Here is a 20,676-nt window from a genome sequence, read left to right on the forward strand (position 1 = left end):
GGGCATTGATGCAGACTTGGAAAAGCTACAGGGTGTATTACCAGTTCCAGCCGGGGTATGACGAACTGATTCTGCTGCTGGCAAAGCAGCTGGAGAGTCTCGCGGCCCGGGGAAGAATCTCGAAGTGGTTCTTCCTGAGGTATTGGGAAGACGGCCCGCATATCCGGGTGCGGTATCTGATGGATGGAGAGCTTGGGGAAGAAGAGTTGTTTGATCAGGTGAGAGCATATATCCGGCGTCATCCCTCGATCCGCAGGCTGAGCAAGGAGGAATATTTCCGGAACCACAAGTTCGACGGGGAGCCGCTTGAGCTGAAGAGTCAGGACTGGTACGAGGAAGGCGAGATTATCAGCAAGCCATATGAACCGGAATTTGAGCGCTATGGCGGTAAGGCGCTAATGCCGCTGACGGAATCCCTGTTCATGGAGTCCAGCAGGCTGGTCGCCGGCATCCTGGAGCTGACGGCCGGCAGTGCCTTCACCCGGCGCCTGCTTGCGGGAATGCGGGTGCTGGAAGTGCTTGCAGAGAGTGTGTTTACACGAATTCCCCGTCTGGGGGAGGTCCGTTCCTTCTACCGCAAAAGTGCGGAGAGCTGGCAGCGGCTGTATCAGCTGGGCGATATGGAGCTTACAACCAAGCTGGTCCGCTGGTGTACAGCGCACCCGGACTGGCGGGAACCGGTGGATCGTCTGCTGCTCAGCAACGGGAATTACGGGCACCTGAGGAACACTCTGCTGGACGGCTATGCCGCAGTTGCAGCAGCGGAGCAGGATGAACAGCGGGTGAGATCCATCCTGTATTCGCACCTGCATATGCTGAACAACCGGTGCGGAATCAGTCCTGAATATGAATATGCGCTGTACCGCACGCTCTGGAGTCTCACAATCAATCAGGAGGTGGGTTCAAATGTTACCGTCCCATAATCAAATATCCGAGTTCTATGATTATGATCTGCTGTTCGAGGAAATAGCGGGGGAGGAGCCGCGCTCCGTGGCCTGGCGATTCAACCAGCGGCCGCTCGACAACTACGAATTCCCCGGCAATGAAATCCCGCTGGAGGATTACCTGGACAAGGTCAGCCTGGAGCGCGGCCCGTCGCTGCCGGAGAAGTATGAGGTGCGGCTCGACCAGCTGCTGCTGAAGCGCAGATCCACACTGCTGGGCCAGATGGGGGCGTCCTGGTCGCTGGATGAGCTGGCCGCGATGCTGTGCTGGTCCGCCGGACCGCGCGATGAGGACCGGCATATGGGCAGCCATCATGCAGGCAAGCAGATCTCCATGCGGACCTATCCTTCGGGCGGGGCCATGTATTCGATTAAGCTATATATGTATATCCGCGGAGTGGAAGGACTTGAGGACGGCGTGTATTATTATGCGCCGCTGCACAAAGAGCTGTACCGCTTCCGCAGCGCATTGCCGCCGGAAGAGCTGGAGCGTCTGTTCCCTATGACCCTGTATAAGACGGATGCGAGAAGTCTGGCGCTGGAGGGCGCATCTGTTCTGCTGTTCTTCATGGCGGATTTACGGTACAGCTTCAAGAAATACGGCCGCCTGGCCTATAAGCTTGCCTTGCTTGAAGCCGGCCATATCGCCCAGAATGTCCAGCTGGTCAGCACCGCAATGGACAAGAACACCCTGCCGATCTGCGGCTATTTTGCGGACAAGGTAGAGGAACTTCTGCTGTTAAGAGAGCACAAATACCAGCACTGTGTATATGGCATCGTGCTGGGCTAGACGAAGGAGGAGAAGAACATGTTGAATGCTTTTTTTGAGCTGCAGGCGGAAGGAGAATCTCTTCAGGTCATGAATTGCTACCGCCGGACCCGTCCGCTGTACACGATCCCCCACCGTGATCCGGTGCGGCTGAAGCAGGTGCTTGAAGACTGCCGGCTCTCTGCCGATTCCAGAGGCGCAGGCCGGCTCTATGAGAATGGCATCCTGGTGGACCCTGTTCATCTGGCCGTGCTGGAGCGCTTCAAGGAGATGTTCGCCGATGTAGAGGCTGATGTTGACCCGTATGCCTTATCCCTCGTGCTGACCAGAGAGTATCTGCGGTCTGAGATCCGTATCATCCGTTATGCCTCAGCCGAGGTTTCCTTTGCTTATCCCGCGGTACCCCTAATTAAGGAAGAGAATGCCCCGCAGCATCATCTTGTAATGTACAGTGATCCCTCGCAGCTGCGGAGACTGCGTGAGGAGGTTGACTTGAAACGCAGGGACACTATATTTCTCTGCCGGGTGGCGGAGGGTGAGATTACGGAGATCGGTCCGGTATATGCGCTGCATCCGTCCTTTTGCTTCGACTGCCTTATCGGCAGGCTTGAGACCTACCATATCCGCTGGACAGGCCCGCTGACAAGCGAACGCTCAGCTGTGCTGGAGGAGGAGTTTCTGCGGGCGCTGGTTGATTATTACAGCTCCTACATCACGCTTCTCTCCAATGTGCATGAACGTAAAATTATTTTGGACGGCCATACCTTGCAGTACACCAGTCTGATTTCTCCGCGTTCCGCACATTGCCAATGTCAGAAATAGAGAATGAGAGGATTTCTTTTACAGGAAAACAATGGAATTCGCGCGCTGTATCTATTAAAATGAACCATGAGAAGCGTAGGATGATAGATGCTGATGCGGGGGACGGCTTATGGAGTATTTTATGGGAAATGTGATGTCTGAATTTCAGGCGCAGATCGACCGGTATTTTCGGGTGAAGACGCTGCACGAAGCGGCCCAGGCGGCCATTCATATGAAGTGCTCAGAATCATTGCTGTTCGGCAAAATGACCTTACTGCACTACCGGATGTTCGGCGGGGAGGATGCGGGGATTTATAAAGCGGCTGCCGCCGTAGAGATGATGATTCTTGCGCTTGATATTATCGATGATATTCAGGATGAGGATCACGCGGATATGCCGTGGTGCCGGATGCCCAAGGAGCTTGCCCTTAATCTGGCCCTCGGCTTTCTTAGCCTCTCCCAGGAGGCTCTGCTCCGCAGCGGTTGGCCTGCCGAACAGGCCCGGAGCATTGCGGCATTATTCAACGATCAGCTTCTGGCAGCCATTAACGGACAAACGCTTGATCTGCTGAATGAAATTGAGACGGAAGAGGATTACCTCATCATGGTGCGGCAGAAATCGGCGGCGCTCCTGGTGTGTGCCTGCATGACCGGAGTGATTCTCGCTACTGGTGATACAGATCAGCGCGTAGCCGAATATGCCGAGGAGATCGGGATTGCTGCCCAGATCAAGAATGACTACCGGGATCTGCTGAACTGGGATGGCAAAAATGACTTCATCCGCCGCAAGCGGACCCTGCCTCTGCTGTTCCTGCTGGCGGAGATCGGGGAGAACGACCGGTGGATTGCAGAATACTTCGCGGGCAGACTGGAGCCGGAGGATGTGCTGCACCGGTTCACCGAATTCGGCGAGGCTGTGCAGCGCACGGGCACCCGGCTGTACACCTCGGTGCGGATGCGTTCGCATTATTACCGGTTCCTGGATGTTATCAATCAGATGGAGCTGGACTCCAAATGGCGGGACCTCATTATTGAGGCCGCAATGTAGCGGATGGAGCCCCGCAATACCGGTTGCGGAGTACCGTAACAGATTGGCGGGAATTACGGGGCATAATGTCGTTTTGCTCATGGTGATAACCTGATATATTGGTTGCAGGAAGAAGAAGTGAGCCAATAACGAGGGGGAGCTAATCATGTTACAGGAAATTATTCGCAAGTTGGTACAAGAGCCGGGGGCCCTGATGCAGCTGCAGAGCGGACAGCTCCGGTTTGCCGGAATGTCAGCCGTGGAAGAGCGGGCGCTGCTGGATGTTATGAACAGCCGCGATAAAGACAATGACCAGACTCTTCTGAAAGAGATGTACTGGTGTTAATGGTCTACATTACATTCCTGGAGGCTTGTCTCATTGCTTAAATTATCTGGTCATCATTCCAAAATTATCGCGGGCTTGTTCCTGTTTATCCTACTGACCGGCTATTTGACCTATGTAATTCTGTCCCGCCCTGTGATCGGCATTGATGTGAAAACATCGCCGCAAGGCACGGTAACAGTAACCAGCGTCGCACCGGGAAGCTGGAGCGAGCATAAGATTCACCCTGGGGATAGAGTGCTTCAGGCCGATGGGGCAGATCCGCTGCTTCTGGAGACGGTCCGCAAATATAACAGTATCGAGAATGTAGATTCGCTTGTCATACAGCATACGGGGGCGGACGGGAACCCGGTGACTTCCAGCTTGGAGGTTGAACCGGGCTTGTCTGCGCATGAGCTGATCTTCCGCCTGGTGATCCCCGGCATTTCATTGCTGCTGCTCTTCGGGTTCTCGTTATACATCTACCGCAAAAAGCGGAATGACCGGGCTGCGCTGCAGCTCATTCTGTTTTTCCTCAGTATCGGGTTGAGCTACTTCAGTTCAACGCCTTCAGGGATGGCGGATAAGGTGGGGAGAGTGTGCCTGGGGACCAGCTTCGCGGTTGTTCCCGTTTTTTTCGTGCACTTTATGCAGGTCTATCTTCAGAAGTTCAAGGAGCCGTTCCTGTCCAGAACTGTCCTGAAAGTGATGTATGCCTGTGCAGCTCTGGTGAGTGTGCTGATGGTTCTGGATGTGGCGCTGACCCGGCCGGTCCATCCGCTGGAGACCCAGACCCTGCTGATCTTTTTTGTTGCCGCCAATTTCCTGATTGTCTATAAGCTGATCTCCGGCTTCCGTAAGCACCGGACAGGTGAGCTGCATACCTTGTTCAAGTTCGCCTTGACGGCGCATACCGTAGCCTTTTCACCGTTCCTGCTGTTTGACGCTCTGCCGGGGCTGTTTGGCGTGACGTTTATTTCCGCTGAAGTAACCGCGATTTTTGTCTATGCGATTCCTGTTGTCTACTTCTATCTTTTTGTGACCCAAAGACTGTTTGATATTGATTTCCTGCTGAACCGGCTATTCTATTACACGGCGCTTTCACTGCTTCCCGCTCTGCTGATCCTTGGGGTCATGGGGCTGCTGATTCACCGGAATTCGTATGGATGGATTGTCTGGGTGCAGATTTTTCTGGCCATCTACCTGATGATTACGCTGTTCCTGTTCTTCAAGGAACTGATGGATTACCGGCTGCGCCCTTATTTCATGAAGGATCTGCAGGATTTCCAGGGGAGCATTGACCGTTTCTCCAAACGGATCTCGAAGGTGATGAAGCGCTCGGATCTGGAGCAGATTCTGGAGCGGGAGACCCAGCTGGTGCTGCCGGTCCGCACAGTTTCTTTTCTGGAGATTACGCGCGGGGATGAACAGGGCCATGTCAGAGTGACCAGTGACGGGAGAGCCGATCCCCGGATTGTGCAGGACCTGGAGCAGGCGGCAAACGGTCTTGCTGTTGGTGAAATCACCCGGATGCACCGGGGGATCTGCCTGGTGATTGGTAATTATGGCCCTGCCCGGCATATTCTCTGGATCGATGACAAAACCAATTATACGAGCTTCAACTATGCCGAGAAAAACTGGCTCAAAACCATAGCGCATTACAGCAGTATTATCTATGAGAATCTCTATCTCGTAGCAGGACTGATCGAGAATCTGGAAGGAGAAATCAAGAACCGCAATGCGCTGGCTCCGCCGTGGGTGCTGCGTCTGATCTTCACCCTGTCGGAGAACGAACGCCGCCGGCTGGCCTCCGATCTGCATGATGCCGCGCTTCAGGATCAGTTGATCTGGTACCGCAAGCTGGAGTCACTGATGCTGGACTATCCGATGGAGCGGGGCCTTCTCGTTCAGCTAGACCAGATCAAGGAGGGGCTGCTTGATGTAATTCATCAGATCCGGCAGACCTGCAATGAGCTTCGGCCTCCCCTATTGATGGAGATGGGTATTGTGGAAGCCTTGAAGCAGTTAATTCAGCAGGAGCAGATACGCTCGGATTACACGGTGGAGCTTCATGCAGAGCCTGACACAATAGACATGAATGATGTCCAGATCCTGGGAGTGTACCGCATTGTCCAGGAGCTGCTCAGAAATGCAGACAAACATGCCAAGGCTTCACATATCATACTGTCTCTAGAATCCCATGGCGGGAGATTGTACTTCTATTATAAGGATAACGGGAGAGGGCTGAACCTTAAGGAGCTCAAGGATTCTTTCGGGCATATGGGCATTTCCGGCATTCAGGAGCGTGTACGGAGCCTGGACGGCGAGATCAAATTTGCATCTGCACCGGATCAGGGATTTGAAGTACGGCTTGTTCTTCCGCTGGCAGCGGGCATTGAAGAAGGAGGTTATGGTGATGGTTCGTATATTACTGGTTGATGATCATCCATCGGTCTGTGAAGGGACCAAAAATATGATCGAGCAGGACCCCGAAATGGATGTAACGGTGTCGTACAGTTCACCGGAGGCGCTGGAAATGGCCAAATCAGGCGAATACGACCTGATGCTGTTTGATCTGAATATCCCTGTGCTGAGCGGACTTGAGCTGACCAAGAGACTGATCGCGATCAACCCGGAATTTCGGATTCTGATCTATACGGGCTACGAGATCAGCTCGAACTTCAACATCCTGGTGGAAGCCGGGGTCTCAGGCATAGTCAGCAAAACAGCGAGCAGAGAACAATTGCTTACCGCCATCCGCTGTGCGCTCCGGGGAGAATCCGTCATTCCAGTCAGCCTGCTCAGGCAGCTGCGCCGCAGTGACCTGCGGGTGGCTGCCTCCCGTGACGAGCAGCAGATGGAAGACATCTCGATTAACGAGCGGGAGCAGGAGATTCTGCAGGAGGTGGCGGAGGGGCGCAGCAATAAGGACATTGCCAGCAAGCTGCTGATGAGCCAGCGTACCGTAGAATATAATCTGACACGGGTATTCGAGAAGCTTGGCGTCCATTCCCGTTCCGAGGCTACAGTGAAGGCCAAGCAGCTCGGGCTGATCGGTGACAGGGATTTCTTATAGACCTATCACCACATCTGCCTATAAATCTTCCAGCTATTCGCCAGATGACCCGCCGTGAACAGACAGGCCGGTACAACGAATAGCCAGGACTGGACCCATACGGCAAGCAGCAGGAAATAGAGGGCTGGAAAGACGGCCATCGGCACCGGAATGCCCAGCCAAGGCTTGAATAACACGGCGAATACACGGCCGTTCCGGTAATAGCGGCCCCAGCAGCCATAATAAATCAGCAGGCAGAGTGCCATCCCTATGGCGGCCAGCCCTGGCGGCTGAGCAGCAATCAAGCGGCCGAAGACAATCGGCAGCGTGAAGCAGGCTGCCTGGCCTGCCCGCTCCAGCAGGGTGAAGACCAGCGGAGGAGAAGTCAGGGATTTGGGGGTATCACGGGGCTGGAAGAATATAAAGATGAGATTCGGCAGTAATACGAGTATCGGGATGATGAATCCGAGCAGATGCAGTCCCATGGCAGAAAGCCGCCTTCCTGTGCGTTGAAATTGGCCGTACCTGACAAATACCTGTCTTAACTTTATAATTGCATTATATATCTTAGAGAGCAGGAGCGGGAGGAAGTCATGCAATTTCAACCTGTATATGAGGACGGGGAATTAGTACTGCCGGGTATTGAATTGGATCAGAGCGCCGGTCCCATGATTGGCATTATTACGGACTTGAGGCGCAAGCAGCTGTTAATGGAGCAATTCTCCCGGGCCGCCGGCCATTATTTGTCGTGGGCCGGACAGAATGAATATATGCGATTGAATGTAGAGGAGCTGATCGCTTTCCTCATTAGAATGTCCGGGCGGGGAGAGCGCGCGGCTTCATTAATCGAATATTTTGCGCTGAAAGAGGAACGCAAGACCCGAGTGATGCATCTCAGCTCCTCCAAAAGGGTGTATGTGACCCTGCTGCGGGCTTTTTTTGCGCATCAGTCTGCTCTTGTTCTGGAGGAGCCTTATTTCTATCTGGAGGAACAGGAGCGCCGTCAACTGAAGCGAATTCTGGATGACCTGTCTGTGCAGAAGCATATTCTCATCCTGACCTCGAATCTGGAGGATGCGCTGATCTCCTGTGATACCATCTACCGGCTGAACGGGTCCGGGCTGCAGCAGCTGGATATCCGGGACTCGGAAGAGGACAGGCAGGAGGCGCAGAAGCCGGATGAGGCCAACATCACCCTGCAGAAGGTCTCGACTAAACGGCAGGACAAGGTGATTTTATTCGATCCGCCTGAAATTGATTATATCGAGAGTGTGGAGGGCTCCATCCTGGTGCATGTCAGCGGGGAGCATTATGACTGTGCCCTGACGCTGACCCAGCTCGAAGCCCGGCTGCTGAATTTCGGGTTCTTCCGGTGCCACCGTTCCTACATCGTGAATCTGCAGAAGGTGCGGGAGATTATCACCTGGACGAAGAACAGCTACAGCCTGCGGCTGAACACCGGACAGGATGCCGTTGTGCCGTTATCGCGCTCCAAATTGCAGGAGCTCAAGGCGCTGCTGAAGCTGTAAAAGGTACCGTTCAGGCTGAAATGGGTACATTTCGCCGTCTTTTGGTGGCTGAATGCCTCTAATCTGGATAATGTTAAGCCATCAACAACGTAAGGAAGTGGTGTGATGGAGGTTATTCAGGTTGAGCAGGTCCGCAAGACCTTCGGGGCAAGAGATGCGCTGACAGAGGTGTCATTCAGTATTCCAAAAGGGGAGATTTTCGGGTTCCTCGGTCCGAGCGGTGCAGGCAAAACCACCCTGATTAAGATTCTGACTGCGCAATTGAAGCCGAACGGCGGAGCAGCCAGAGTATTCAATCAGCCGGCGGAGGCGATGCAGCAGTCGGCCCAGAAGCTGCGCTTCGGCATTCTGACGGATAACAGCGGCCTGTATGAGCGGTTATCTATAGAAGAGAATCTGGAGCTGTACCGGAAGCTGTATGATCTTCCCCGTTCTGCGGTGGATCAGGTGCTGCAATTCGTCAATTTAAGCGGTGAGCGCAAAAAGAAAGTGAGCACGTTGTCCAAAGGGATGCGTCAGCGGGTCATGCTGGCCTGTGCTATTATCCATGAGCCGGAGCTATTGTTCCTGGACGAGCCGACCTCGGCACTTGACCCGGTGAATACCGCGCATATCTATAAAGGGTTACGCTATCTAAATGAGAAGGGCACCACCATCTTCCTCACTACGCATGATATGGCGGAGGCGGAGCTGCTCTGCAACCGGGTAGCAATTCTCTACCAGGGACGCATTCAGGCGATCGGCTCGCCCAAGGCGCTGAAGCGGCAGCACAGGGAGAATGTGATCAGCGTGGAACTGACCAGCGGGGAAGCCTATGAGCTGCCATTGGACGGGGAGACGGGTGTGCGGATCGCGGACTGGATGAAGCGGGGACTCATTGAGCGGTTAGAGACGAAGGAGCCTAGCCTGGGCGATATTTTCATCAAAATGACGGGAAGTGAGCTGCTATGAATATCTCCTATAAGCGGGCCGGCGCGATCTTTGTGAAGGATTACAAGGAGTTCTCGCGCAACTACGCGTTGTCGGTTATGCTGCTGTTTCCGATTATGTTCGCTTTGCTGTTCAAGCGGATGGGGGCTGATCTGCCGGGAGCCGCCGGATTTCTGTTCAACAGCTCGTTTGTTCTACTGACCTGCTTCGCCCAGGCTTGCCTGATTGCGGAAGAGAAGGAGCGTAACACGCTGCGGTCCCTTATGATGACTCCGGCTACTACAATGGATGTGCTGATGGGCAAAAGCAGTCTGGTCTTCGTCATGTCTGCGGTGGTTCTCGCCATTTCTACCTTTTTATTTGGCTATGAGCCGGCGAATGTAGGGGCGTTCGTCGCTGTAATCGTTCTATCCATTGTTCTCTACACAGCGGCCGGGACCATATGTGGTCTCTATTCCAAAACCTTGCTTGATGCGTCCTTATCCATCATCCCGGTAGCCTTCATCTTCATGGGCGCACCTTGGGGTGCGGTACTGGCGAAGGATTATCCGGTGTTTGGGGTGCTGGACTACATGCCAAGCAGCCAAATGGTGCACTTGCTGAATCTCAGCCCTGCCGGTAATTCGGCAGCAGAGGTATGGCAGCCTCTCCTGATCATTGCGGCCTGGACAGCCGTGTTAACCATTTTGTCTGTGGTGCTGTACCAGAAGCGGCTCCGGGACGAATAGAAGATTCGTGGCGCAGGCCGTGCCGAAGGCTGGGCAGAACGCCAAGAAAGCCGCTCCGGGGAGGAGCGGCTTCTTAGTGCTTGCTTTTAAGCAATGGGCAAGTCGTTACACCATATTAGGAATGTCTACAGCAGGATCGGTCTCGGCTTCATAGTCCACGCCTGGGGTACGGAAGCCGAACAGCTGGAAGAAGTCATCCTGATAACCGGCAAGATCCGTCAGCTCAGGCACATTATCGGTCACCAGCTCGTCCCAGCGTCGCATGACTTCAATCTGCACATCCTCGCGCATTTCCCAGTCATCGATATGGATCAGGTGGCTGCCGTCGGTATTTGCATCTCCGCCGTTATACAGATGCTCATTGAACAGACGGTACATCTGCTGGATGCAGTTCTCATGCAGCTCCTTCTCTTTCATCACACGGTACAGGGTGGAGATATACAACGGTACGACCGGAATTGCTGCACTGGATTGGGTGACCAGCGCCTTGTTGACCGATACGAAGGCCCGTCCGCCTGTAGCTGCCAGCTTCTCATTCAAGGCGATTGCAGTGCGCTCCAGATCATTCTTCGCCTGGCCGATGGTTCCGTCCCGGTAGATCGGGTGGGTGATTTTGGGGCCGATATAGGAATAGGCCACTGTCGTTGCTCCGTCAGCAAGCACTCCGGCTGCCTGGAGCTGATCGATCCACATCCCCCAGTCTTCCCCGCCCATGACAGCGATGGTCTGACGAACCTCGTCCTCTGTAGCCGGTTCAATAGTTACCGTAGAGACCTCTCCGGTGTGGAAGTTCATCGTTTTGTTCGTGTAAGCTTCGCCCACCGGCTTGATAACCGACGAGAAGGTCTCTCCGGTGACAGGATGGGTGCGGCGCGGGGAGGCCACGCTGTAGACAAGCAGGTCTATGGTGCCGAATTCGGCACGGATCAGATCTATGGTCTTGGTCTTGATTTCATCAGAGAAGGCATCGCCCACGATGCTGAAGGATTTCAGGCCCTGCTTGGCTGCTGCCTGCTCGAAGGCAGCAGAATTATACCAGCCTGCCGAAGCGGTGCGGGTTCCTTCAGCCGGCTTGTCGAAGAATACACCGATCGTGTTAGCGCCGGCGCCGAAGGCCGCAGCAATCCGGGAAGCAAGACCATAGCCTGTGGAAGCGCCGATTACCAGCACATTGGCCGGACCTGTCAGCTTCTTCTGGGCGCGGACATAGTCAATCTGTTCCTGTATTTGTCCGGCGCATCCCTCCGGGTGGGCTGTAGTACAGATGAAGCCGCGTGTTTTTGGCTGAATAATCATCAAGGTTATCCCCTTTGTTTTAGTTTTTAACTTTTTCATTAATATAGAGTATAACAAATGATGGCATAGAAAGATAAGCCTCCAATCGGATGAACGGCAAATTTGTATTCCTTCCTCTATGAATTTGCAACTTTTCCCAATCCGCAGCGTCAGTGGGTAGAGAAGTTACGGATGAAGTCAGGGAGGAGATCATATGGGCAGAAGAGTATCGTTACTTATACTAGCTGTGCTGCTCCTGGGCGGCTGCAGTGGAGGAGGTTCGGGCATGGACTACTTAGAGAGACAAGCAGCCGCAGCAGAGCTTGATCCGGGACTGGCGGAGAGCAGCAACCGGCTGGGAGTGAAGCTGTTCGGCCAGCTATGGAAGGAGGGCGGCGGCAATCTGACCATCTCTCCTTACAGTGTCGCTGCCGCTTTGGCCCTTGCTTATAACGGCGGCGCTGGTGAGACGGCTGAGGAACTGGGCGGCCTGCTTGGATACGCGCCAGACGAGCGGCCCAAGCTCAATACCGCCCACCTGGCACTGCTGAAGCTGCTTCAGGATGGAGGACCGGGCGTTGAACTGAAGATAGCGAATTCAGTCTGGGGTATGAAGGGGCTGCCGCTGCGCAAGGACTATCTGAAGACCGGCAAGGAATTCTATGATGCACAGATTAAGACCACGGACCTGGCCGCAGCGAAGTCTGTGAAGCAGATCAACGGGTGGGTCACCGATCACACTGGAGACAAAATTACGGAAATGCTTGCTGAGCCGCCCGGACCGCAGGCGGTTGCCGTTCTGGTGAACGCTTTATATTTCAAGGGTACCTGGCGCAATGTATTCCCGGATCACGCCACGATGCCGGGGGACTTCCACCTTCCTGGCGGTAAGACGGTACAGGCGATGATGATGGAGCGCGGGGGATTCTTCCCGTATGCGGAGGGGGAGCAGTGGCAGGCGGTGAAGCTTGCCTATGGAGAGGGGCAGATGGAGATGGTGGTGATCCTTCCGGGCGAGCAATCCTCTTTGCGTGAGCTTGCAGGCCAGCTGGAGCAAGGAACCCTGCCGCTGGATCAGGAGTTTGAGAGCAGCCGAGGAACGCTGCAGCTGCCGCGGTTCACGGCCAGCTACGGCACAGAACTATCCAAGGCCCTGCAGGCGCTGGGTGTGAAGCTTGCCTTCGATCAGCAGCGGGGAGATTTCTCCCGGATGGTTGATCTGGACCGGCCGGTGTACTTTGATAAGGTCATCCACAAGACCTTCATTGCTGTGAACGAACGGGGAACGGAGGCAGCGGCTGCGACCGTAATTGATATGCGGGCCGGATCGGCTCCCCCGCCGGATCAGCCTTTTGAGATGACGGTGAACCGGCCGTTTCTGTTCCTGATCAGAGATGCCCAGACCGGGGTAATGCTGTTCCTTGGGGCGATTGAGAATCCGCTGGGCACGGAGTGATATAGAGCGGGATTTGGAACAATTTCAAGCTGTGCGCGCATAAAGACTCCCTTCACAGGTCACAATAGGAAAAAACCAGAATGAAGGGATTAACGTGAACGCATTTCGCTTGAAGAAACAACTGTGGCGGCGGTGGAGACGCTGGAAGCGGGCTCCCTGGGTAGGGGCGGCCTGCCTGGTGCTGGTCCTGATGGCCTGGCGGGGGATGCAGGTTCCCGGAGAGATCAGCTCCCTCCTGGATCATTCGGCTTGGGCGGGGACCGATGCGGTCAGCGGGGCTGTAGAGAGTAGTCCCGGGCCCGGCCGCAGCATGCCGGCTGTAGCCGCCGTATACTCTCCAGATACCAGTGAAGACCAGAAAGCTGAGCTAATGGACAGCCGGGAGCTGCTTCAGGAGGTCAGCCGGGAGCCTGTCAGCCGTAAGGTGCACCTGAAGACGGTCTATGTCTCCGGCGAGGAAGTACAGACCCTGCCCGGAGTGCAGACCCCTGCGCGGCTTAAGGAGCTGATTGCCGGTCATGCCGGCTGGAGCGGCCGGATCACACGTGAGGGAGATCTGTGGCTGGAGCGCAGGGTCAATGACCTGTCGCCGCTTACCAAGAAGGAAGCTTACTTCGGTGTGGACGAGCAAGGGAATCTGACGCTGTTCCAGGGACCGCCCGAGGCCGAGCGGGTCATGAAGACCTTTTTCCAGATGGATATGGGCTCTCTGAAGTCCTCGCTGCCCGAAGGAATCTGGGAGCAGCTTCATCAGGGTATCCGGGTCCAGGATCTGGAGGAGTACAACAGTGTGCTGTCCACCTTCAGCGATTATGCACGGGATTCCGCAGAGCAGGTTATGCATCCGCAGTGAGTGCAGGATGGAGCAATGCAAGCATTTGGATTTCGTTTCCCCGGGACAAAGTTTTTGTCTCCCGGGGAATTTTTTTTGCTATAATGGGTGGAAGGAATACATATGTTCGCTTCAGGGCGGATGGATGAACCCGCAGGGTGCCGCTGCATTGTAGCCCTGGCACAGAGGAGAGGGAAGGATCTTGCGCATCTTGGGCATTGACCCGGGGCTGGCGATTGTCGGCTTCGGCTTCGTAGATAAGATTGGGAACAAATTAACGCCGGTTCAATACGGCTCGATCCAGACGGAGGCGCATACCCCGGAGGAGGAGCGTCTGCTGCATGTCTATGAAGGCATGGTGCAGCTGCTTGAGAAGTACAAGCCGGATGCGGTAGCGGTAGAGAAGCTGTTCTTCAGCCGCAATGTGACCACAGCCCTGCCGGTGGCGCAGGCACGCGGAGTGCTGATTCTGGCTGCGGTGCAGCGCGGGCTTCCGGTCGCGGAATATACCCCGATGATGGTGAAGCAGGCGGTGGTGGGTTACGGCAAGGCGGAGAAGAAGCAGGTCCAGGAGATGGTCAAGCTGCTCCTTAAGCTGTCAGCCGTCCCGAAGCCCGATGATGTGGCGGATGCGCTGGCGGTGGCGGTATGCCATGCCCATTCCGTGAGTCTTAATTCCAAACTAAATGAGGTATTGCGAAAATGATAGATTATCTAAGAGGGCCGGTTGCGCATCTGGAGACGGAATATATTGTTGTGGATGTCCAGGGCATAGGGTACCGGGTATTTTGCCCGAACCCGTATGCTTTTGCCAAGACGGAGGGTCCGGTGACTGTCTATATTCATTATCAGACGCGTGAGGACGCTACGCTTCTGTTCGGATTCCCGACACGGGAGGAGCAGAAGCTGTTCCGCAGGCTGATTGAGGTGAACGGCATCGGGCCGCGTGTGGCGCTGGGCATTCTGACCGGCGGAACGCCGGATCAGCTCATCGCTGCCATCTACCAGGAGAATATCACCTTCCTGACGAAGCTTCCGGGCATCGGCAAGAAGACGGCGCAGCGGATGATTCTCGATCTGAAGGACAAGCTGGACGGCTTCGGCGGGGCGGCTCTGCAGACTGGCTTGTTCGCGGTTGCGGCTGAAGCCGAGGCTAAGGCAGAGGCGCTTCCGTGGGAAGAGGCCAGGGATGCCCTGAAGGCGCTCGGTTATACCGATGCGGAGCTTGACCGCGTATGGCTGAAGATGAAGCAGGAGGGCACGGATACCGGTCCGGTGGACGTACTGATGAAGAAGGCGCTGGGGCTGCTGTACATTGCCAAATAGGTCCCCTAGAACGGAGTGAGGAAGAATGGATGACCGGATTATCTCGGCCAATCTGATGATGGATGAGCAGGCGGTGGAGTTAAGCCTGCGCCCCCGGTATCTGGGAGAATATATCGGCCAGGGCCAAGTGAAGGAGAACCTGAAGATCTATATTGAAGCGGCCAAGCTGCGCAGCGAGGCACTGGACCATGTGCTGCTGTACGGGCCGCCGGGCCTCGGCAAGACTACGCTGGCCAATATCATCGCCAATGAGCTGGGCGTGAATCTGCGCACCACCTCCGGGCCGGCCATTGAGCGGCCCGGCGATCTGGCAGCGCTGCTGACCAATCTGCAGGAAGGCGATGTGCTGTTCATTGACGAGATTCACCGCCTGCACCGCACGGTGGAGGAGGTCATGTATCCGGCGATGGAGGATTTCGCGCTGGATATCATGATCGGCAAGGGCCCGAGCGCCCGCTCGGTCCGGCTGGACCTGCCGCCCTTCACGCTGATCGGGGCGACGACACGCGCCGGCCTGCTGTCCGCTCCGCTGCGCGACCGCTTCGGCGTGGTCAGCCGGCTGGAGTATTACAAGATCGATGAGCTGAGCTTCATCGTGTCCCGCAATGCCGAGCTGCTCGGCATTGAGATTGTGGGCGATGCTGCGGAAGAGATTGCGCTGCGGGCTCGCGGGACACCGCGGATCGCCAACCGCCTGCTGAAGCGGGTGCGCGACTACGCGCAGGTCCGGGGGGACGGGATCATCACGCCGGAGATCGCTGCAGAATCGCTGAAGATGCTGCAGGTGGACCCGCGCGGCCTGGACAGCATCGACCATAAGATGCTGCAGTCCATGATCAGCTCCTTCCGGGGCGGCCCGGTGGGGCTGGATACGATCGCTGCCACGATCGGCGAAGAGAGCCAGACGATTGAGGATGTGTATGAGCCTTACCTGCTGCAGATCGGCTTCCTGCAGCGGACCCCGCGCGGGCGGGTGGTTACGCCTGCGGCGTATCATCATCTGGGGCTTCCGCTCCCGCCGCAGCAGAGCTGAGGAGAAGCGGCAGCTGATGAGCTAGCTGGTTGGCAGCTGTAACTGCAAATGTTGCTTCAATTCTAGGGAATGTTGCACATTTTGCAACTTTATTAATGATAATTTAGTCTTTAAACCAGAATGTTGCACGATTAGCAGTACTTCATCTGTTTAAGGCAGATTGACGCTGAATTTCTTGCATTTAATGCAATATTCTTTTATACAGCAGCTCGTTCGAAGTGGCTAAGCTGCAGTTCGTGCAACAATTCAATAATTGAAAGTTTGTGTGCCTTTATCTTATATAGTTCAAACTTCTAGGAGGCTTATAATGAATCTTGCCAAGTGGAAAGAGACGGGAATAGGGCTGCTGGGCCGGGGAGCGCTTGCTGCGCTGCTGGCCGCAGGAAGCCTGCTGGCTCCGGCAGGCAGCGCCCGCGCCGATGGCGGCGCGACGATCCGGGTTGCATTGTACGCCGATATCGGCAGCAAATATAAGTCTACTGTACCGCTCGTGACGCTGCAGTCCGAGCAGAGCTTCAGCCTGCTGCCTGCGGCCGGCGGAGCTCCCCTGTTATCGGTCCCTGCCCAGAACCGGGTGAGAGTCAGCCTGGACGGCTTCCGGGTGAAGGTAATGGAGACTCCAACCTGGCAGACTGCTGCAGATGGGGCTAAGAAGCTGCAGGCAGCTTCTCTCAAGCCGCAGATCTTCATGACGACCCGCGGCGGCTCCAAGGTATACCAGTTGTATACCGGAGGATATGCCAGCGAGAGTGCAGCCAGGAACGGGCTGAATGCCGTCACGAAGGCCGGACTTGCTCTTCCGGACGGGCAGACCCCGGCGGTAGCAGGGAATAAGCGCTTGTCCGCAGGCACTTTCACGACCCTGGAGGAGGCGCAGGCTACGGTCAATACACTGACCGGGGCGGGGCTTGATGCCTGGCCGGTCTTCGTAACCGGTGAGGGCGGCACAGCGCGGACAGAGGTCTGGGTAGGCGAGGCTTCCAGCGACAGCGAGCTTGCGGAAGTCTCAGCCTCCGCAGCGGCACAGCTGCCGCAGCTGGTCTTGGCGCCTGTGGCTCAAGGTACGCCTGCGGTTATCATCCGTATGGACGCAGGCTTTGATCTGAACAGTGAAGTCCAGGTCTTTCATTATATGCTGACTGGAAACAACGCCAAGTTCATGGTGTCCGGCAATGAGAAGGGTATTATGCTTACCGAGAGGTCGAAGCGGATCTACCGCGGCGATCTGGAGCTAGGCAATCTGAACGGTTCCTTGTCCGTTATTAATGTGGTTCCGGTGGAGCAATATCTGTACGCGGTAGTAGGTGGAGAGGTCTCCTCAAGCTGGCCGGAAGAGGCGCTGAAGGCGCAGGCGGTAGCGGCGCGGAGCTATGCGCTGTCCCAGGGTAACCGGTTCGAGGTGGCGAATGTGGTCGATACGACACTCAGCCAGGTCTATAACGGGATCGGTGCTGAAGCTCCGTCAATTATTAAGGCTGTTGATGCGACTGCAGGTGAAGTGCTGAAGAGCGGCGGCAAGGTCGTTGAGGCGGTATTCTCGTCCAACAGCGGCGGCGTTACGGCAGATCCGTCGGAAGTATGGAACAGCGGCGGCAGCAACTTCGTCAGTGTGGCCAGCGCCGAGGATGCGGCCGCGGTGGGTTCAGCCAAGAAGTGGTATTATGTGCTGCTGGACAACGGGGTCACCGGCTATGCCCGTGAAGACAATATGAAGCTGACCGGAAGCAAGACGGCCGCCGGGCTTCCGCTGGCTACCGCTACGACTAAGGATGTGAACATCCGCCCGCTGCCGGTTGTAGACAACAGCGCGGCTCCTACGGGCAAGCTGAATCCGGGTCAGAATGCCGTGGTGCTGAACCAGGTCTTTGAGTCCGGCAGCTACAGCTGGATTAAGGGACCCTATTCTTCAGCCGATCTGCTGAAGAGTCTGGCCGGCAAAACAAGCGGCACGCTGCCCTCCTCCATCACCACCCTGGAGGTTACTAAGCGCGGACCGTCGGGAAGAGCCGTTGAGGTGAAGGCGAACGGGCAGATTCTGCAGGTCAAGTACCCGGATCTGTTCCGCTCCTCCTTCGGGGGACTGCCGAGTACGTTGTTTGATATTGTACCGGCCGGAAGTTATACTGTTCTAGGTGCTGACGGCGCTACGTCAGCCATAGGCAGTTCCGCCTCCGCCGGAGTTCTGTCGGCCTCGGGCCAGGTATCGTCCACCGGCAGCGGAACGGTTGTGATGGGAGCGGACCAGACCTCCAGAGTTGTAACCGGCACTCCAGGCTTCTATTTCATCGGCTGGGGGTACGGGCACGGTCTCGGCATGTCCCAATGGGGTGTGAAGGGAATGGCAGACAAAGGGTATGATTACAAGCAAATATTGCAACACTATTTCAGTGACGTTACTATAATTAAGGAATGAAGAATCCATTATGAATGTAGACAGTTATGATTTTCATCTGCCGGAGGAACTGATTGCCCAGACTCCGCTTGCTGACCGCACAGCCTCCCGGCTGCTGCTCGTCAACAAGGAGACCGGGCAGCTGGACCATGGGCATTTCATAGATATACTTGGGCAGTTCCGTCCGGGAGACACGCTGGTGCTGAATGACACTCGGGTGATTCCGGCCAGACTGTTCGGTGTTAAGGAAGACACCGGAGCGAAGGCGGAGGTTCTGCTGCTGAAGAACCTTGAAGGGGACCGCTGGGAAGCGCTGGTGAAGCCCGGCAAGAAGCTGAAGACCGGAGCGGTCATTATCTTCAGTGAAGAGCTGCGGGCAGTGATCGAAGATGAAGCGGATATGGGCGGACGGACGCTCCGCTTCATCTATCAGGGAATCTTCCAGGAGATTCTTGACCGGCTTGGCTCCATGCCGCTTCCTCCCTATATTAAGGAGACTCTGGACGACCGTGAGCGGTACCAGACCGTCTATGCCAAGCATGAAGGCTCAGCGGCGGCACCGACTGCGGGGCTGCATTTCACCAAGGAGCTGCTGGAGCAGATTGCAGCGGCCGGGGTGAAGATTGCTTATATTACGCTGCATGTCGGTCTCGGCACGTTCCGCCCGATGTCGGTGGAGACGGTGGAAGAGCATGTCATGCACGCCGAATATTTCGAGCTGTCTCAGGAGACTGCGGATACCCTGAACGAAGCCAGAGCCAGGGGCGGCAGAATTATTGCCGTCGGGACCACCTCCTGCCGCACGCTTGAGACCGTCGGCAGACAGAGTCAGGGAGGCCCGATTGAAGCCTGCAGCGGCTGGACGGATATTTTCATCTATCCGGGTTACGAATTCACTGTCGTCAATGCACTGATTACCAATTTCCATCTGCCCAAGTCAACCTTGGTCATGCTGGTGAGCGCTTTGGCCGGCCGGGAGCTGATTCTCGCCGCCTATGAAGAAGCGATCAGGGAGCGGTACCGGTTCTTCAGCTTCGGCGACGCAATGTTCATATATTAAGGCAAGAGGAAGGGTTAAACTAATGGCAGCAATTACGTACGAACATATTAAGACCTGCAAGCAGTCCGGGGCACGGCTCGGAAGAGTGCACACGCCCCACGGTATTATCGAGACACCGACCTTCATGCCGGTAGGTACGCAGGCCACGGTCAAAACGATGAGCCCCGAAGAGCTGAAGCAAATGAACGCGCAGATTATTCTGAGCAATACCTACCACCTGTTCCTCCGCCCCGGACATGAGATTGTCGGCGAAGCGGGCGGCCTGCATAAGTTCATGAACTGGGACCGGCCGATCCTGACCGACAGCGGCGGCTTCCAGGTGTTCTCCTTAAGCGATATGCGCAAGATTACCGAAGAGGGTGTGCATTTCCGCTCCCACCTGAACGGTGACAAGAAGTTCCTGTCCCCTGAGGTGGCGATGGAGGTCCAGAATGCGCTCGGCTCCGATATTATGATGGCCTTCGATGAATGTCCGCCGTATCCGGCAGAATATGAATATGTGAAAAAATCGCTGGAGCGCACCACCCGCTGGGCCGAACGCTGCCTGAAGAGCCATGCCCGGCCGCATGACCAGGGGCTGTTTGCTATCGTACAGGGAGGCATGTATGAGGATCTCCGCCGCCAGAGCGCGGCTGATTTGACTTCCATGGATTTCCCGGGGTATGCTATTGGTGGACTCAGTGTCGGAGAGTCCAAGCAGCTTATGTATGAAGTGCTGGATTATACGGTTCCTCTGCTGCCGCAAGGGAAGCCGCGCTATTTGATGGGCGTGGGTTCACCGGATGCGCTGCTGGAAGGTTCCATCCGAGGAATAGACATGTTCGACTGTGTTCTGCCTACACGCATTGCCCGCAATGGAACAACGATGACCAGTCAAGGGAGACTCGTTGTACGCAACGCGCAGTATGCCCGTGATTTCGGGCCGCTAGATCCGGAGTGTGACTGCTATACCTGCCGGAATTATTCCCGCGCTTATCTGCGTCATCTGATTAAGGCTGACGAGACCTTCGGCCTGCGGCTGACGACATACCATAACTTACACTTCCTGCTGGAGCTGATGCGTAAGGTGCGCGAAGCTATCATGGAAGACCGGCTGCTTGATTTTCGCGATGAGTTTTTTGCACAATACGGATTACATGATAATCTGAAAGGCTTCTAAGACGGTTACTTAAGTGGAGTGTTTTTGTATTCTGAAAG

20 protein-coding genes are annotated in these 20,676 nt (G+C 55.7%); 18 read left to right on the plus strand and 2 right to left on the minus strand.

Annotated elements, in window-relative coordinates; all coding sequences use genetic code 11:
* Window positions 1-8 precede the first annotated feature (8 nt).
* The 7 genes from K1558_RS19830 to K1558_RS19860 all read left to right on the plus strand — a co-directional run bounded on the left by K1558_RS19830 (window position 9) and on the right by K1558_RS19860 (window position 6,939).
* A complete protein-coding gene (locus K1558_RS19830; RefSeq protein ID WP_238653391.1) occupies window positions 9-923 on the plus strand; it encodes a thiopeptide-type bacteriocin biosynthesis protein in 915 nt (304 codons plus the stop codon).
* On the plus strand, window positions 907-1,734 hold the full coding sequence (locus tag K1558_RS19835; protein ID WP_238653392.1) for a SagB family peptide dehydrogenase: 828 nt from the start codon (window positions 907-909) through the stop codon (window positions 1,732-1,734). Before K1558_RS19830 ends, K1558_RS19835 begins: the two co-directional genes overlap by 17 nt.
* 18 nt (window positions 1,735-1,752) lie before the next feature.
* Complete coding sequence (locus tag K1558_RS19840; RefSeq protein ID WP_238653393.1) at window positions 1,753-2,535, plus strand: hypothetical protein; 783 nt, start codon at window positions 1,753-1,755, stop codon at window positions 2,533-2,535.
* Between the two features lie 109 nt (window positions 2,536-2,644).
* Complete coding sequence (locus K1558_RS19845) at window positions 2,645-3,562, plus strand: polyprenyl synthetase family protein (RefSeq protein WP_238653394.1); 918 nt, start codon at window positions 2,645-2,647, stop codon at window positions 3,560-3,562.
* Window positions 3,563-3,707: 145 nt separating this feature from the next.
* Window positions 3,708-3,887 (plus strand): competence pheromone ComX, encoded by a 180-nt coding sequence (gene comX / locus K1558_RS19850; RefSeq protein WP_238653395.1) that lies wholly within the window; start codon window positions 3,708-3,710, stop codon window positions 3,885-3,887.
* A gap of 33 nt (window positions 3,888-3,920) precedes the next feature.
* Window positions 3,921-6,302, plus strand: coding sequence for a sensor histidine kinase (locus K1558_RS19855; protein ID WP_238653396.1), 2,382 nt, complete (start codon window positions 3,921-3,923; stop codon window positions 6,300-6,302).
* Entirely contained in the window at window positions 6,280-6,939 is a 660-nt protein-coding gene (locus K1558_RS19860) for a response regulator (RefSeq protein WP_238653397.1), read from the plus strand. The genes K1558_RS19855 and K1558_RS19860 overlap by 23 nt, the downstream gene beginning before the upstream one ends.
* A gap of 5 nt (window positions 6,940-6,944) precedes the next feature.
* Here the strand turns inward: K1558_RS19860 and K1558_RS19865 are convergent, their stop codons facing one another.
* Window positions 6,945-7,403 (minus strand): hypothetical protein, encoded by a 459-nt coding sequence (locus K1558_RS19865; protein ID WP_238653398.1) that lies wholly within the window; start codon window positions 7,401-7,403, stop codon window positions 6,945-6,947.
* Between the two features lie 108 nt (window positions 7,404-7,511).
* Here K1558_RS19865 and K1558_RS19870 point away from each other — a divergent pair, with 108 nt between their 5' ends.
* From K1558_RS19870 to K1558_RS19880, 3 genes are all read left to right on the plus strand, one after another.
* Entirely contained in the window at window positions 7,512-8,447 is a 936-nt protein-coding gene (locus K1558_RS19870) for a LytTR family transcriptional regulator DNA-binding domain-containing protein (protein WP_238653399.1), read from the plus strand.
* Between the two features lie 105 nt (window positions 8,448-8,552).
* Window positions 8,553-9,398, plus strand: a complete 846-nt coding sequence (locus K1558_RS19875) for an ABC transporter ATP-binding protein (protein WP_238653400.1) — start codon at window positions 8,553-8,555, stop codon at window positions 9,396-9,398.
* Entirely contained in the window at window positions 9,395-10,105 is a 711-nt protein-coding gene (locus K1558_RS19880; RefSeq protein ID WP_238653401.1) for an ABC transporter permease, read from the plus strand. The genes K1558_RS19875 and K1558_RS19880 overlap by 4 nt, the downstream gene beginning before the upstream one ends.
* A gap of 105 nt (window positions 10,106-10,210) precedes the next feature.
* Here K1558_RS19880 and fabV read toward each other — a convergent pair whose 3' ends face one another.
* Entirely contained in the window at window positions 10,211-11,401 is a 1,191-nt protein-coding gene (gene fabV, locus K1558_RS19885; protein WP_238653402.1) for an enoyl-ACP reductase FabV, read from the minus strand.
* Between the two features lie 265 nt (window positions 11,402-11,666).
* Between fabV and K1558_RS19890 the strand changes: the two genes are divergently transcribed.
* From K1558_RS19890 to tgt, 8 genes are all read left to right on the plus strand, one after another.
* A complete protein-coding gene (locus tag K1558_RS19890; RefSeq protein ID WP_238653403.1) occupies window positions 11,667-12,836 on the plus strand; it encodes a serpin family protein in 1,170 nt (389 codons plus the stop codon).
* A 94-nt stretch (window positions 12,837-12,930) separates the two neighbouring features.
* The gene (locus K1558_RS33090; RefSeq protein WP_238653404.1) at window positions 12,931-13,689 is read left to right on the plus strand and encodes a BofC C-terminal domain-containing protein; all 759 of its coding nucleotides are present in this window, start codon (window positions 12,931-12,933) and stop codon (window positions 13,687-13,689) included.
* Between the two features lie 181 nt (window positions 13,690-13,870).
* Window positions 13,871-14,374, plus strand: a complete 504-nt coding sequence (gene ruvC, locus K1558_RS19900) for a crossover junction endodeoxyribonuclease RuvC (RefSeq protein WP_238653405.1) — start codon at window positions 13,871-13,873, stop codon at window positions 14,372-14,374.
* The gene (gene ruvA, locus K1558_RS19905) at window positions 14,371-14,994 is read left to right on the plus strand and encodes a Holliday junction branch migration protein RuvA (protein ID WP_238653406.1); all 624 of its coding nucleotides are present in this window, start codon (window positions 14,371-14,373) and stop codon (window positions 14,992-14,994) included. The genes ruvC and ruvA overlap by 4 nt, the downstream gene beginning before the upstream one ends.
* 25 nt (window positions 14,995-15,019) lie before the next feature.
* On the plus strand, window positions 15,020-16,027 hold the full coding sequence (gene ruvB / locus K1558_RS19910) for a Holliday junction branch migration DNA helicase RuvB (protein ID WP_238653407.1): 1,008 nt from the start codon (window positions 15,020-15,022) through the stop codon (window positions 16,025-16,027).
* A 307-nt stretch (window positions 16,028-16,334) separates the two neighbouring features.
* Complete coding sequence (locus tag K1558_RS19915; RefSeq protein ID WP_238653408.1) at window positions 16,335-18,440, plus strand: SpoIID/LytB domain-containing protein; 2,106 nt, start codon at window positions 16,335-16,337, stop codon at window positions 18,438-18,440.
* Between the two features lie 10 nt (window positions 18,441-18,450).
* A complete protein-coding gene (gene queA / locus K1558_RS19920; protein ID WP_238653409.1) occupies window positions 18,451-19,479 on the plus strand; it encodes a tRNA preQ1(34) S-adenosylmethionine ribosyltransferase-isomerase QueA in 1,029 nt (342 codons plus the stop codon).
* A 22-nt stretch (window positions 19,480-19,501) separates the two neighbouring features.
* Entirely contained in the window at window positions 19,502-20,638 is a 1,137-nt protein-coding gene (tgt, locus tag K1558_RS19925; RefSeq protein ID WP_238653410.1) for a tRNA guanosine(34) transglycosylase Tgt, read from the plus strand.
* Window positions 20,639-20,676: the final 38 nt, after the last annotated feature.

This window comes from Paenibacillus piscarius (genome assembly GCF_022234545.1).
In the GTDB taxonomy this organism is placed as follows: Bacteria; Bacillota; Bacilli; order Paenibacillales; family Paenibacillaceae; genus Paenibacillus_AQ; species Paenibacillus_AQ piscarius.